The organism is Bradyrhizobium sp. DN3 (genome assembly GCF_041357655.1).
Taxonomy (GTDB): Bacteria; Pseudomonadota; Alphaproteobacteria; order Rhizobiales; family Xanthobacteraceae; genus Bradyrhizobium.
The window spans coordinates 361948-374819 of the sequence record NZ_JAULLN010000003.1; the positions used below are offsets into that span (position 1 = coordinate 361948).

The window sequence follows — 12872 nt, forward strand, 5'->3', positions numbered from 1 at the left end:
CTTCAGTGCCGCAACCGATGATCGCGGAAACGGTTTGCAGACGAACTGCCTGGCTCGCACACCTGATTTGCCGTCAGCTCGATCAGGCGGCGCGCCGCGCCGCCATTTCCGCTGCGAGCAGCAGCGCGGCGCGGCTGGCGCCTATCGATGCGATGCCTTGCCCAGCAATGTCGTAGGCGGTGCCGTGCGCGGGCGTGCAGATCGGGAATGGAAAGCCCCCGAGCAGGGTCACGCCGCGATCAAATCCCATCAGCTTCATCGCGATCTGCCCCTGGTCGTGATACATCGTCAGCACCGCGTCGAAGGCGCCGGCCTTGGCGCGCAGGAACACGGTATCGGCGGGAAACGGTCCCTCCGCGGCGATGACCTCGCGCTGAGCGGTTGCGACTGCTGGCGCGATGACCTCGATCTCCTCGCTGCCGAAATTGCCGCCGTCGCCGGCATGCGGATTGAGACCCGCGACCGCGATGCGCGGTCGGGCAAAGCCGGCATTGCGCATGCAGGCATCGGTCAGCTTGAGCGCGCGATGGATGCGCTCGCTGGATAGCTTTGCAGCGACGTCCTTGAGCGGGATGTGGGAGGTGACCCGCGCGTTCCAGAGCCGGTCCAGCACGTTGAATTCGCTTGCCGCGGTCTTGAGACCGGCCACCTCGGCGGAGAACGCGATCTCGTCATCGTACTCGGCGCGGGCAAGGCGCATCGCCTGCTTGTTGAAAGGGGTGAAGCAGACCGCATCGACGCGTCCGTCGCGGCCGAGCTCGAGCGCGTGCCGGTAATTGGCCAGTGCGAATTTTCCGCCGGCAAGGGTCGCGGTCTTCGGCTCGACCTCCTTGGGATCGAGATGGCCGAGATCGACGAACAGCGTCTCGCCCTCCGCCGCGCGAAGGTCGGCCCCCTGCTCCACCATCACCAGCTTCGGCTTGACGCCGGCGACGCGCGCACCTTCGTCGAAGATACGCCGGTCACCGATGACGACGAGCCGGCAGCTCGCGCGAATGTCGTCCTGCACGGCGAGCTTCGCCGTCAGTTCCGGGCTGATGCCGGCGGGGTCTCCCATGGCCAATGCAATCAGCGGCTTTGCGGTCATATGATCACCTTTTCCTCAGCTGTCGTCCGATCGGTAGACGGTGCGGGTTTGCGCCAGAGCCGCGCGAGCTGCAGCACCAGCGGAAGCAGCAACAGCGCGATCCCGGCCACGATCAGGCACGTCACCAGCTTGTTTGCAAAAAAGATCCCGAGTGATCCCTTGGAGATCAGCATCGACTGCCGGAACGCATCCTCGGCCTTGTCGCCGATGACGATCGCGAGCACGAGCGGCGCCAGCGGATAGAACAGCTTCTTGAAGAGATAGCCGACGATCCCGAAGCCGAGCATCATGACGACGTCGAGATAGGAGTTCGACACCGAATAGGCGCCGACGACGCAGATGATCACGATCAGGGGCGCGATCACCACGAAGGGAATCCGCATCAAGGCGGCGAAGACCGGAACGGTGAGCAGCACCAGCGCGACCGCAACGATGTTGCCGACATACATCGAGGCGATCAGCCCCCAGACGAAATCCTTGCTGTCGACGAACAGCATCGGCCCGGGATTGAGACCCCAGATCATCAGCCCGCCCATCATGACCGCCGCGGTCGCCGAGCCGGGAATGCCGAGCGAGAGCATCGGCAGTAACGCACTGGTGCCGGCGGCATGATCGGCCGTCTCCGGCGAGATGATGCCTTCGACCTCGCCCGTGCCGAAATATCGGCCGCGGCGCGAGAAACGCCGGGCGATGCCGTAGCTCATGAAGGATGCCGCGGTCGGGCCGCCCGGCGTGATCCCCATCCAGCATCCGATCGCCGCGCTGCGCAGAAGCGCCACGCCATGCTGCGGCAGGCGGCCGACCGCGCGGAACACTTCGCTCCAGTCGATCTTGGAGGACACCGCGCGGGCATGAAACTCCTCTTCGACGGCAACCAGCAGCTCGCCGATGCCGAACAGGCCCATCACGGCGACGACGAAGCTCACGCCCTTGACGAGCTCTTCGACGCCCATGGTGAGGCGGACGCTGCCGGAGACGGTGTCGATGCCGATGGCGGCGATCGCAAAGCCGATCGCCAGCGCCACGACGGTCTTGATCGGCGCCGCGCCGCCCATGCCGACGAAGCTCGCGAAAGCGAGGAAATAGACCGCAAAATACTCGGCCGGCCCGAACGCGAGCGCAACTTGCGCCACCCAGGATGCGAGGAAGGTGATCAGGATGACGCCGATCAGTGCGCCGAACGCCGCCGAACCGAAGGCTGTCGCGAGCGCCGTCGTCGGCCGGCCGTCGCGCGCCATCGGGTAGCCGTCGAAGGTGGTCGCGACCGACGACGGCTCGCCGGGAATGTTGAAGAGGATCGAGGTCACCGAGCCGCCGAACAGCGCGCCCCAATACATGCTGGAGAGCAGGATGATTGCCGAGACTGGCTGCATGCCGAAGGTCAGCGGCAGGAGCAGTGACACCCCGTTCGGCGCGCCCAGCCCCGGCAGCACGCCGACGAGAATGCCGAGCAGCACGCCGATCGCCATCAGCGCCAGATGCGGCACGGTGACCGCGATAGTGAAGCCGTGCAGGAGTTCTGCGAGATTATCCATCGGCCTCTCCGTCAGAACCCGAGCGCGGCGGCGAGCGCGCCGTGCGGCAGACTGACCTGGAACATGCGCTCGAACACGACGTAGAGTGCGAGTGCCGTCGCCCCCGCCATGGCGAGCGCACGCGGCACCGATTGGTGCCGGGGGATCGCCAGCACTGCGAAGACATACAGCGCCGAGGCGACATACATCCCGGCCAGCGGAATCGCGGCCACGAAGATCGCGGCCGGCACGAACAGGCCGGCGAGCCGGCGCAGCTCGATCGGCGTGATGGCGATGGGGACATTCGCCAGCGAGGCAACCGGTAATACGCCGCGCACCAGATTGTAGAGACTCCCAAGCACGATGATGATCCCGGTCAGGAACGGAAACGTCCCGGCGTCCACGCCCGCGCTCGACCAGCCGATGCCGTTGTCGAGGCTGGAGACGACGACGGCCACACCAAAGCTGCCGGTGAGTACGGCGGTCGCAAGTTCAAGCGCGCGGCGGGAGATCATTGGGGGCTCCGTTCGAGCGGCGGACAACGTCCGGCCGTGCATGACGCACGCGTTTTCTCCATCCACCGCGTCGTCCCGGCGAAGGCCGGGACCCATACCGCGTGATCTCTCGAGAGGCGTTGGTCGTCGTACCGATGTGGATCCGAGTCTTCATCAAACTCGTCCCTGTGGTTATGGGTCCCGGCCTTCGCCGGGACGACGCCGGAATTTGTGGCACCGCCGATGCAACAGCCCCGCCTCACTTGACGAGCCAGCCCTGCTCGCCCGCGACCTGCTTGACGTGCTCGAGGTCCTCCTTGATGAATTTGTCGAGCTCGGCGCCGGTCATGAAGGTGTCGACCTGCGAGGTCTTCTCGATGTAGTCCTTCCATTCCGGCGTCGCCTGCACCTTTTTCATGAGGTCGACATAGAACGCCGCCTGGTCCGGCGTGACCTTGCCGGGCAGCCACACCGTGCGCGGCTGCTCATATTGCTTGATGTCGAGGCCCTGCTCGATGCAGGTCGGAACGTCGCTCCAGCCTTCGGTCGCGGTGACCTTCGCGCCCTGCGGCAGCCGCTTCGGGCTGAAAACACAGAGCGGGCGCTGCGTGCCGCCGCGCCATTGCCCGAGGCTTTCGCTGGGGTTGTTGACGTGGGAGTCGAGATGTCCGCCGGCGAGCTGCACCGCGGTCTCGGCGCCGCTCTTGAAGGGGATGTAGGTCAGCTTGACCTTGCCGGCCTTCTCGATCATGCGCGTCAGCACCTCGTCGGTGTCCTTTGACTGCGCGCCGCCCATCTTGAATTCGCCCGATGCGGCCGCCTTCAGATAGTCGCCCGCCGTCTTGTACGGCGCGTCCTGCTTGACCCAGAGCAGGAACTCGTCCTGCGCCATCGCCGCGATCGGGGTCAGATCGGTGTAGTTGAAGGCGACCTTGGAGACGAGCGGCTGCTGCCAGGCGTTCGAGGTGCCGAAGATCACCTTGTAGGGGTCGCCCGCGGAGGCCTTGCCGTAGACATAGCCTTCGGCGCCGCTGCCGCCGCCCTTGTTGACGACGACGATCGGCTGCTCCGTCAGCTTGTGCTTGGCGATGATGTTCTGCACCGCGCGGGCAAGGTTGTCGGTGCCGCCGCCCGGCCCGGCAGTGGCCACGAACTCGATCGGCTTTTGCGGTTGCCAGGCGGCAAGCGCCGGCATCGTGCCGGCGAGCACGGTCGCGGCCGCGGAGAGCAGAAATGTTGACGTCCGACCCATGATTTCCTCCAGCTGATCTTGTCTTTTGTTGTTGTCGTATCGACGCCCGTTCAGGCGACGCGTTCCTCGCGTCTTCCTGCGGCCAGCACGATCGCGCCTTCTTTTTCGAGCGCTTCGATTCGCGACTGGTCGAACCCGTGCTCGGCCAGCACCTCGCTCGTGTGCTGACCATAGACCGGCGCACCTGATCGCACTTTGCCTGGGGTCTCCGAAAACTTGATGGGAAGCCCGATCGTCTTGACGGGGCCGAGCGTGGAGTGCTCGACCTCGACGACCATCTCGCGCGCCAGCGTCTGCGGATCGCTGAGCGCTTCCAGCATGTCGTGCACGGGACCGCAGGGCACGCCCTTTTCGTCCAGCGCCGCGAGCCAGTGCGCCCGTGATTGGGTGCGGAAGCGTTCGCTCAGGACCGCTTCCAGCTCTTTCAGATTGGCCATGCGGTCGGCCCCGTTAACGAAGCGCGGATCAGCGGCGAGCTCGCTGGCGCCGAGCGCCTCCAGCATCAACAGCCAATGCTTCTTGTTGGCGCCGCCGACGACGATCCAGCCGTCCGATGCTTCAAAGGCCTGGTACGGCGCGTTGAGCGGATGGGCCGAGCCCATGGCGCGCGGCGCGGTGCCCGCGGCCAGTGCGATGGTCGATTGCCAGTAGGTCTGCACCAGGGCGGCCTCATAGAGCGAGGTCTCGACCCACTGCCCTTCGCCGGTCTTGAGGCGATGCGTATACGCGGCGAGGATGCCCATGCTCGCGAGCAGGCCGGCGGTGATGTCGGACAGCGGCGGGCCGCATTTGACGGGCGGACCGTCGGGACGTTCACCGGTGAAGCTCATGATGCCGCTCATGGCCTGCGCGACCAGATCGAAGCCACGGCGGTGCTTGTAGGGTCCGGTGCGGCCGAAGCCGGACAGCGAGCAGTAGATCAGCGCCGGGAATTCGGCGTGCAGTGCCTCGTAGCCGAAACCGAGACGCTCCATCGCGCCGGGCGCAAAATTCTCGACCAGCACGTCGGCGCTCGCGATCAATCGCCGCAGCACCTCTTTGCCGCCGTCGGTTTTCAGATCCAGCACGATGCCGCGCTTGTTGCGGTTCATCATCAGGAAGGAGGCCGCCTCGTCGCCGATCTTCGGCGGCACCGAATGGCGGGTATCGTCGCCGTTCGGCCATTTCTCGATCTTGATGACGTCGGCGCCCATGTCGGCCAGCATCAGGGTGCAGGTCGGCCCTGCCATGACATGGGTGAGATCGATGACCTTGAGACCGGCGAGCGGTCCCGAACGACGAGAGGTGGATTGCGAACTTTGCATCGGGCCCGTCCTATTGGCCGCGCCATTGAGGCGCGCGCTTGTTGAGGAAAGCATCGAGCCCTTCGCGAAAATCCTGGCTCGTGTAGCACATCAGGATGAGATCTTCGCCCTCGTCCCGCGTCAGCCGTCGTTGCAGGCGCGCCACAGCCTGTTTGGTCGCATTCAGCGTCAGCGGCGCGTGACTGGCGACGAGCCGGGCGACCTCCTCAGTGCGCCGCTCGAGCGCGGCAGTATCTTCGACGACTTCGCCGAGCAGTCCGACACTTGCGGCCTCGGTGGCGTCGACAAGACGTGCAGTGAAGATCAGATCCTTGACGCGCGCGGCGCCGATGAGCGCGGTGAGACGGCTGACATTGGACATCGACAGGCAATTGCCGAGCGTGCGAGCAATGGGGAAACCAATTTTGGCGCTCTTGGTGCCGATGCGGAGGTCGCAGGCCGCGGCGATGCCCGCCCCGCCTCCGGTACAGAACCCGTTGATCGCCGCGATCGTCGGCACCCGGCACTGCTCCAGCGTGGTCAGCACCCGATCAATGCGGTTCTCGTAGTCGATCGCGTCCTGCGGCGTCTTGAATTCCCGGAACTGGTTGATGTCGGTCCCCGAGGCGAACGCCTTGTCGCCGGCCCCGCGCAGCACCAGCACCTTGATCGCATGGTCGCGGTTCACCTCCTCGCAGATCGCGGCGAGCCGCTCGTACATCGCGAAGGTGAAGGCGTTGCGGGCCTGCGGACGGTTGAAGGTGATCCGCCCAATGCCGTCCTGGCGTTCGAAGACGAGGTCTTCTGCCTCCACTTGCAGGTCCATTTCCTCATGCCTTTCTGTTTTTTACATTTTTGAATGCAAAATTTGGAATTTTCAAGCAGGAACTTGCAAATATCCGCACATGAGTTCATTTTTGAATGCAAATTGAGTTCAGACCCATGCTTCATGAAGAAGTCGTCGGCCGCATCCGCGCCATCCTGCTCGACGGCGAAATCCCGCCGGGCGCGCGGATTCCCGAGCGCGAGCTGTGCGAGCGGCTCGAGATCTCGCGCACGCCGCTGCGCGAGGCGCTCAAGGTGCTGGCCGCCGAAGGCCTCGTGCAGCTGCTGCCGCATCGCGGCTCGCGCGCGGCGAAGCTGACCGACAAGGACATGCGCGACCTGTTCGAGGTCTGCCAGGGCCTGGAGGCCCTCGCCGGCGAGCTTGCCTGCGAGCGCATCACCGATGCCGAGATCGACGAGATCGCCGCGGTGCATGCCGCCATGGTGCAGCATTATCGCGACGGCGATCTGATCCAGTACTATCGCGGAAACCGCGCCATTCACGAAGCCATCGTCAATGCTGCCGGAAACCCGGTGCTCGCGGGGCTTTACACGTCGGTGACCGCGCGCATCCGCCGCGCGCGCTACGTCACGCCGATGACGCCGCAGCGCTGGGCGCTCGCCGTGAAGGAGCATGATGCAATCCTGAACGCGCTGCAAAGGCGCGACGGCGCCGGCCTCGCCCACATCCTGCGTGCGCATCTGCGCCACAAGCGCGAAGAGGTTTTGCAGGCGGGTTTTGCGGAACGGGAGGGAAACGACCTTACGCTGCGCATCGCGTGAGGTGCGGCCCTGAACTTCTAACGTCGACCGCCGAAGCTATGAATCCTGGCGTGGAATGTCGCCAAAGACCTCGACGAGGCGAAAGCGCTCGCACATCAGCATCATGTCGTCGCTATATCGTCCAAGCCTACCGAAATACGCCTGATGGGCGCGGCGCCAATGGGCCAGGCTCCGGTCACCTTCACCCTCATCATATGCAAAAGCTGCGTCGACCTCATTGAAGCGCCGATATGTTACGTCGATGGATTCGATGACGCAGCGCGCCTCTCCTCGCCCGTCGAGCACGACCCAGCGCTCACCGGGCGTGGACGTGTTCGGCTCGTCTTCGGTGCTGCACGTCGCGGTCTTGATGCCCTTGATGACGAGTTCGACCAATTCATCTGCGAGTGCGGGGCTGTCCCCGAACGCAAACGTCCGGAGGTTCTGATAGCGCTCGGGAATCGGTTTGCTCATGGGTCTTCAGGCCTTCACGTCCCCTCGTCATGCGCAATCAGACTTTACTGCGTCATGAAGACACGGCCTAACAGCCCAGCCTGTCGGCGATCCCGCCAAAATCCTTGGCGACGATGTGCCAGTTGCCGGTGGCCTCGAAATCGACCTTCTGCAGCGGACCATATTCGGTCGGCCGTGCCACGAACGCGGTCTTCAGCCCGTTCTTCTGGGCGGCCGCGAGATCACCGTTGTGGGCGGCGACCATCATTACCTCTTCCGGCTTGAGACAAAGCAGGCGCGCGGCACCGAGATAGGTCTCGGGATCGGGCTTGTAGTGCTCGAACAGCTCGGCCGACATGATGAGGTCCCACGGGAGCCCTCCAAACTTCGCCATGTTGGTGAGCAGCGCGACATTGCCGTTCGACAGCGGCGAGATCACGAATTTCGATTTGAGCCGCGTGAGGCCGGCGACGCTATCGGGCCAGGGATTGAGACGATGCCAGCCTTTCGTGAGATAGTCGAGATCGGCTTCCGTGAGGCCCTTGATCGAGAATTGATCGACCAGCTTTTCCAGCGAGCGGCGGTGCAGATCATCCAACATGACATAGCCGCGCTCGGGATGTTTGCGCACGTCGTACATCGAGGCCATGTACATGCCGCGCCAGCCGTCGACCAAAGCGGTCCAATCGGCGCTGATGCCGCGCTGCCTGCCCCACCACATGAAGTCGGTGATGAGGCTAGTGCGCCAGTCGACCACGGTGCCGAACACGTCGAAGACAAGGGCTTTGACGGCGGAGAGATCGGACATGGGCGCTTCCCGTGATGATTCTTATTGTCATTCCGGGGCGCGCAGAGCGCGAACCCGGAATCCATTTCACCTCGAACTCTGCCGCTCGATGGATTCCGGGCTCTCCGGGCCGCGCGTTGCGCGGTCCCGTCGCCCCGGAATGACAGGGAGCATCAATCCAAATGGAACTTCGCCAGCTCGCGGTGCTCGGCCTTGATATAGCGCACGGTGCCGGTGACCGAGCGCATCACCACCGTCTCGGTTTCAATCACGCCATCCTTGCGGAACTTGACGCCCGACAGCAGCGAGCCCGTGGTGACGCCGGTGGCCGCGAACAGGCAGTCGCCGCGCGCCATGTCCTCGATGCCGTAGATCATCTTGGGATCGTTGACACCCATCTTGGCGGCGCGCTCGCGCTTCTCCTCGGAGTCGAGGATGAGGCGGCACTGCATCTGGCCGCCGATGCAGCGCAGCGCCACGGCGGCGAGCACGCCTTCCGGCGCGCCGCCGGTGCCGAGATACATGTCGACGCCAGTGTTGTCGGGGTCGGCGCAGTGGATCACGCCGGCGACGTCGCCGTCAGTGATGAGGCGCACGGCCGCGCCGGTTGAGCGCACGCTCGCGATGATGTCGGCATGGCGCGGACGGTCGAGCACGAGAACCGTGATGCCTTCCGGCTTGACGCCCTTGGCCTTGGCGAGGCGGCGGACGTTGTCGGCGGGCGACGCATCGAGATCGACGACGCCCTTGTCGTAGCCCGGTCCGATCGCGAGCTTCTGCATGTAGACGTCGGGGGCGTGCAGCAAGGTGCCGCCATCGGCCATCGCCATGGTCGCGATCGCACCCGGCATGTTCTTGGCGCAAAGCGTGGTGCCTTCGAGCGGGTCGACCGCGATATCGACCTGGGGACCGGCATTCATGCCGACCTTCTCACCGATGAAGAGCATCGGCGCCTCGTCGCGCTCGCCTTCGCCGATCACGATAGTGCCTTCGATCGGCAGCTTGTTGAGCTCGCGGCGCATGGCGTCCACAGCGGCCTGATCAGCCTGCTTCTCGTTGCCATGCCCGCGCAGTCGCGCCGACGACACCGCCGCCCGCTCCGTCACCCGCACGATCTCAAGCGTGAGAATGCGCTCGAGCAACGCTTGCGGCGGGACTGAAATATGGGTCGACATTGGCTCACTCCTTTAAAACAGCTCGGCGGACACCTCTGTCCGCATCAACTCGCAACGCCAACGGTTCGTTCGAACCGTCCTCTCCGCTTGAGCATGATCTCTTTTCCGGAAAACCGCCACATGCGTTGCGCTAACGCGGCCTTCCGGGTCCGGATCATGCTCTAGTTCTTCTCGATCCGGATCACCTGCGGCCGTCCGCTGATTACCTTGTCGTGCTGAACGGCGGCGAGCGCGCGGCGCACGGCGTCTTCATGGGTCGCATAGGTGATCAGGATGACGGGCACGGGCACCGCCTTGCCGTCGCTGGGCGCAGCGCCGCCATTGGGATGACGCTGCACGATCGACTCGATCGAAATCTTCTGTTCTGCAAGCCGGGTCGCGATCGCGGCCGCTGTACCCGGGAAATCGCGCGCCAGCAGGCGGATGTAATAGCCGCCCTCATGCCGCTCCATCGGCGCTTTCTTGGTGTCGTGCAGTTGCGCGATGGGCCGGCCGAACGGATTGGCGCGGATGCCGCGCGCAACATCGGCGATGTCGGCGACCACGGCGGACGCGGTCGCGGCACCGCCTGCGCCGGGGCCGACCAGCGTGATCGGCGGAATCCCCTCGCCGTCGATCGTGACTGCATTGGTGACACCCATCACCTGCGCGATCGAGGAGGATTTTGGCACCATGGTCGGATGCACGCGCTGTTCGATGCCCTTGGCGGTGCGAACCGCAACGCCGAGGAGCTTGACGCGGTAACCGAGATCGGCCGCCGCACGAAGATCTTCCGGCGCGATGGATGAGATGCCTTCGACATACACTGCGCTTTGAGCAACTTTTGTGCCGAAAGCGAGGCTGGCGAGAATGGCGAGTTTTTGCGCGGTGTCGTGGCCGTCGACGTCGAAGGACGGATCGGCCTCGGCATAGCCGAGCCGCTGCGCGTCCTTCAGGCATTCGGCAAAGGACAGCTCCTCCTGCTCCATCCGGGTCAGGATGTAATTGCAGGTGCCGTTGAGGATGCCATAGACGCGGTTGATGCCGGTTCCGGCAAGACCTTCGCGTAACGTCTTGATGACAGGGATCGCGGCGCCGACCGCTGCCTCGAAATTCAGCGCACCGCCGTGCTTTTCAGCCGCCTTGGCGAGCTTGAGGCCGTGCTTGGCGAGCAGCGCCTTGTTGGCGGTGACAACGGACTTGCCGGCATTGAGCGCGGTTTCCACCGCCGACAGCGCGGGATCACCGGCACCACCCATCAACTCGACGAAGCAATCGACCTCGGGATGGGTGGCAAGGGCCATCGGATCCTTCGCCCATTCGACGCCGCGCAGGTCGACGCCGCGCTTTTTCGCCTTCGACCGCGCGGTGACGGCAACGACGCGGATGCCGCGGCCGCTGCGCCCCGTGAGCACGCGCGCTTGCGTTTCGATCAAACGGACAACTTCGGCACCCACGGTGCCGAGCCCCGCTATGCCCACTTTCAGGGGTGCGACCATGATACTTCAGAAAACCTGCAGAAGAGAACTAGCGCCGATTGGCGAGCGGAACGATGTTGTGCAACGTTTCGATGCCGCTTTCAAGGAAGCGGCGCACGCCGCGCGCGGCCTGCCTGATCCGTTGCTCGTTTTCCACCATGGCGATGCGGACATATCCTTCACCATACTCGCCGAAGCCGACGCCGGGCGACACCGCGACGCCGGATTTCTCCACCATCAGGGTCGCGAACTGCATGCTGCCGACGCTGCGGAAGGCCTCCGGCAGCGGCACCCAAGCGAACATCGAGGCCTCCGGTGGCGGAATCTCCCAGCCGGCGCGGCCGAACGATTCCACCAGCGCGTCGCGGCGCTTGCGGTAGGTGTCGCGCATCTCCTTGATGCAATCGTCGGGTCCATTCAGCGCCGCGGTCGCGGCGACCTGCACTGGCGTGAACGCGCCGTAGTCGAGATAGGATTTGACGCGGGCGAGTGCCGCGATCAGGCGCTCATTGCCCACCGCAAAGCCCATGCGCCAGCCGGCCATGGAATAGGTCTTCGACATCGAGGTGAACTCGACGGTGACGTCCATCGCGCCGGGCACCTGGAGCACCGAGGGCGGCGGGCTATTCTCGTCGAAATAAACCTCGGCATAAGCGAGATCGGACAGGATCAGGATTTCGTGCTTCTTCGCGAAGGCGACGAGATCCTTGTAGAAGTCGAGGCTCGCGACATAGGCGGTCGGGTTCGAGGGATAGCAGACGACGAGCGCCAGCGGCTTGGGGATCGAATGGATGATCGCCCGCTCCGCCGCCTCGAAGAATTGCGGCGTCGGCTCCGAAGGTACCGAGCGGATCACGCCGCCCGCCATCAAAAAGCCGAACGCGTGAATCGGGTAGCTCGGGTTCGGACAGAGGATGACATCGCCCGGCGCGGTGATGGCCTGCGCCACGTTGGCAAAGCCCTCCTTCGAGCCCAGCGTCGCTACGACCTGGGTGTCCGGGTTGAGCTTCACGCCGAAGCGGCGGTCATAATAGGCGGCCTGGGCCCGGCGCAGCCCCGGGATGCCGCGGGAGGCCGAGTAGCGATCGGTGCGAGGCTTGCCGAGCGTCTCCTTGAGCTTCTCGAGCACATGCGGCGGGGCCGGCAGGTCCGGATTGCCCATGCCGAGGTCGATGATGTCGGCGCCGGCATTCCGCGCGGCCGCCTTGGCCCGGTTGACCTGTTCGAACACGTAAGGCGGCAGGCGGCGGATGCGGTAAAATTCTTCCATGGCTCTCTGGGCTCCGGGCAGCCGGTCAGGACAGAATCGACAGGCCACAACGGCCGTTCGGAAACGCGCCCAGCCCCTCGCGAAAACTACTCAAAATCAAATACTTAGAGCAATCATCGACAATGGCGACTGAAGTCGTTCGCCCTGACTCTCGGCTGAACTGAGGTCTTTTAGCACGGCAAGACGGGGGCGCCAGCGATTACCTTGCACCGTCTCACTTGCTCACTTGGCTGCTCACTTGGCGTCCTTGGCGGCCACGGCCTGACGATCGCGCGCCGCGGCGAGCTCAGCCTCGATCTTGGCGCGCTGGTCCGGCGGGATGGTCGCCTGATCGCGATCCGGCGGCAGATCATGCACCGGCAGATAGCTGCCGGGCTCCTTGGGATGCGCCTGCGCATCCGCAGGTGTCATATCCGCAAGCTGGCTCGAGCAGCCGCCGAGGGCGAGCGCCGCGATCAACAGCGCGCCGCGGATCGGCAGCGTCTTTTGCAGGTCCCATAACGCCAACACTTG

13 protein-coding genes are annotated in these 12872 nt (G+C 64.7%); 1 reads left to right on the plus strand and 12 read right to left on the minus strand.

The features are described from left to right. Positions 1 to 82 precede the first annotated feature (82 nt). The 6 genes from AAE027_RS07075 to AAE027_RS07100 all read right to left on the minus strand — a co-directional run bounded on the left by AAE027_RS07075 (position 83) and on the right by AAE027_RS07100 (position 6456). Positions 83 to 1087, minus strand: coding sequence for a 4-hydroxythreonine-4-phosphate dehydrogenase PdxA (locus AAE027_RS07075; RefSeq protein WP_370987439.1), 1005 nt, complete (start codon positions 1085 to 1087; stop codon positions 83 to 85). Continuing rightward, positions 1084 to 2622, minus strand: a complete 1539-nt coding sequence (locus AAE027_RS07080; protein WP_370987440.1) for a tripartite tricarboxylate transporter permease — start codon at positions 2620 to 2622, stop codon at positions 1084 to 1086. Before AAE027_RS07080 ends, AAE027_RS07075 begins: the two co-directional genes overlap by 4 nt. A gap of 11 nt (positions 2623 to 2633) precedes the next feature. Continuing rightward, on the minus strand, positions 2634 to 3116 hold the full coding sequence (locus tag AAE027_RS07085) for a tripartite tricarboxylate transporter TctB family protein (RefSeq protein WP_370987441.1): 483 nt from the start codon (positions 3114 to 3116) through the stop codon (positions 2634 to 2636). Positions 3117 to 3354: 238 nt separating this feature from the next. Beyond that, the gene (locus AAE027_RS07090; RefSeq protein WP_370987442.1) at positions 3355 to 4347 is read right to left on the minus strand and encodes a Bug family tripartite tricarboxylate transporter substrate binding protein; all 993 of its coding nucleotides are present in this window, start codon (positions 4345 to 4347) and stop codon (positions 3355 to 3357) included. 50 nt (positions 4348 to 4397) lie between these two features. Beyond that, positions 4398 to 5651: a CaiB/BaiF CoA transferase family protein gene (locus AAE027_RS07095; protein ID WP_370987443.1), complete on the minus strand. Its 1254-nt coding sequence runs from the start codon at positions 5649 to 5651 to the stop codon at positions 4398 to 4400. A gap of 10 nt (positions 5652 to 5661) precedes the next feature. Then, entirely contained in the window at positions 5662 to 6456 is a 795-nt protein-coding gene (locus AAE027_RS07100; RefSeq protein ID WP_370987444.1) for an enoyl-CoA hydratase/isomerase family protein, read from the minus strand. A 116-nt stretch (positions 6457 to 6572) separates the two neighbouring features. Between AAE027_RS07100 and AAE027_RS07105 the strand changes: the two genes are divergently transcribed. Next, complete coding sequence (locus AAE027_RS07105; RefSeq protein ID WP_091887917.1) at positions 6573 to 7238, plus strand: GntR family transcriptional regulator; 666 nt, start codon at positions 6573 to 6575, stop codon at positions 7236 to 7238. A gap of 36 nt (positions 7239 to 7274) precedes the next feature. On the opposite strand, the gene AAE027_RS07110 is transcribed toward AAE027_RS07105, so the two are convergent. The 6 genes from AAE027_RS07110 to AAE027_RS07135 all read right to left on the minus strand — a co-directional run bounded on the left by AAE027_RS07110 (position 7275) and on the right by AAE027_RS07135 (position 12869). Continuing rightward, positions 7275 to 7691 carry an ASCH domain-containing protein gene (locus AAE027_RS07110; protein ID WP_370987445.1) on the minus strand — a complete coding sequence of 139 codons (417 nt, stop codon included), beginning with the start codon at positions 7689 to 7691 and terminating at the stop codon, positions 7275 to 7277. Positions 7692 to 7758: 67 nt separating this feature from the next. After that, positions 7759 to 8478 carry a haloacid dehalogenase type II gene (locus AAE027_RS07115; RefSeq protein WP_370987446.1) on the minus strand — a complete coding sequence of 240 codons (720 nt, stop codon included), beginning with the start codon at positions 8476 to 8478 and terminating at the stop codon, positions 7759 to 7761. A gap of 152 nt (positions 8479 to 8630) precedes the next feature. Beyond that, a complete protein-coding gene (gene glpX / locus AAE027_RS07120; RefSeq protein WP_035703675.1) occupies positions 8631 to 9632 on the minus strand; it encodes a class II fructose-bisphosphatase in 1002 nt (333 codons plus the stop codon). Positions 9633 to 9793: 161 nt separating this feature from the next. Then, positions 9794 to 11110, minus strand: a complete 1317-nt coding sequence (locus tag AAE027_RS07125) for a homoserine dehydrogenase (protein WP_370987447.1) — start codon at positions 11108 to 11110, stop codon at positions 9794 to 9796. 28 nt (positions 11111 to 11138) lie between these two features. Then, complete coding sequence (locus AAE027_RS07130) at positions 11139 to 12359, minus strand: LL-diaminopimelate aminotransferase (protein ID WP_370987448.1); 1221 nt, start codon at positions 12357 to 12359, stop codon at positions 11139 to 11141. 234 nt (positions 12360 to 12593) lie between these two features. After that, on the minus strand, positions 12594 to 12869 hold the full coding sequence (locus AAE027_RS07135; protein ID WP_091887926.1) for a hypothetical protein: 276 nt from the start codon (positions 12867 to 12869) through the stop codon (positions 12594 to 12596). Positions 12870 to 12872: the final 3 nt, after the last annotated feature.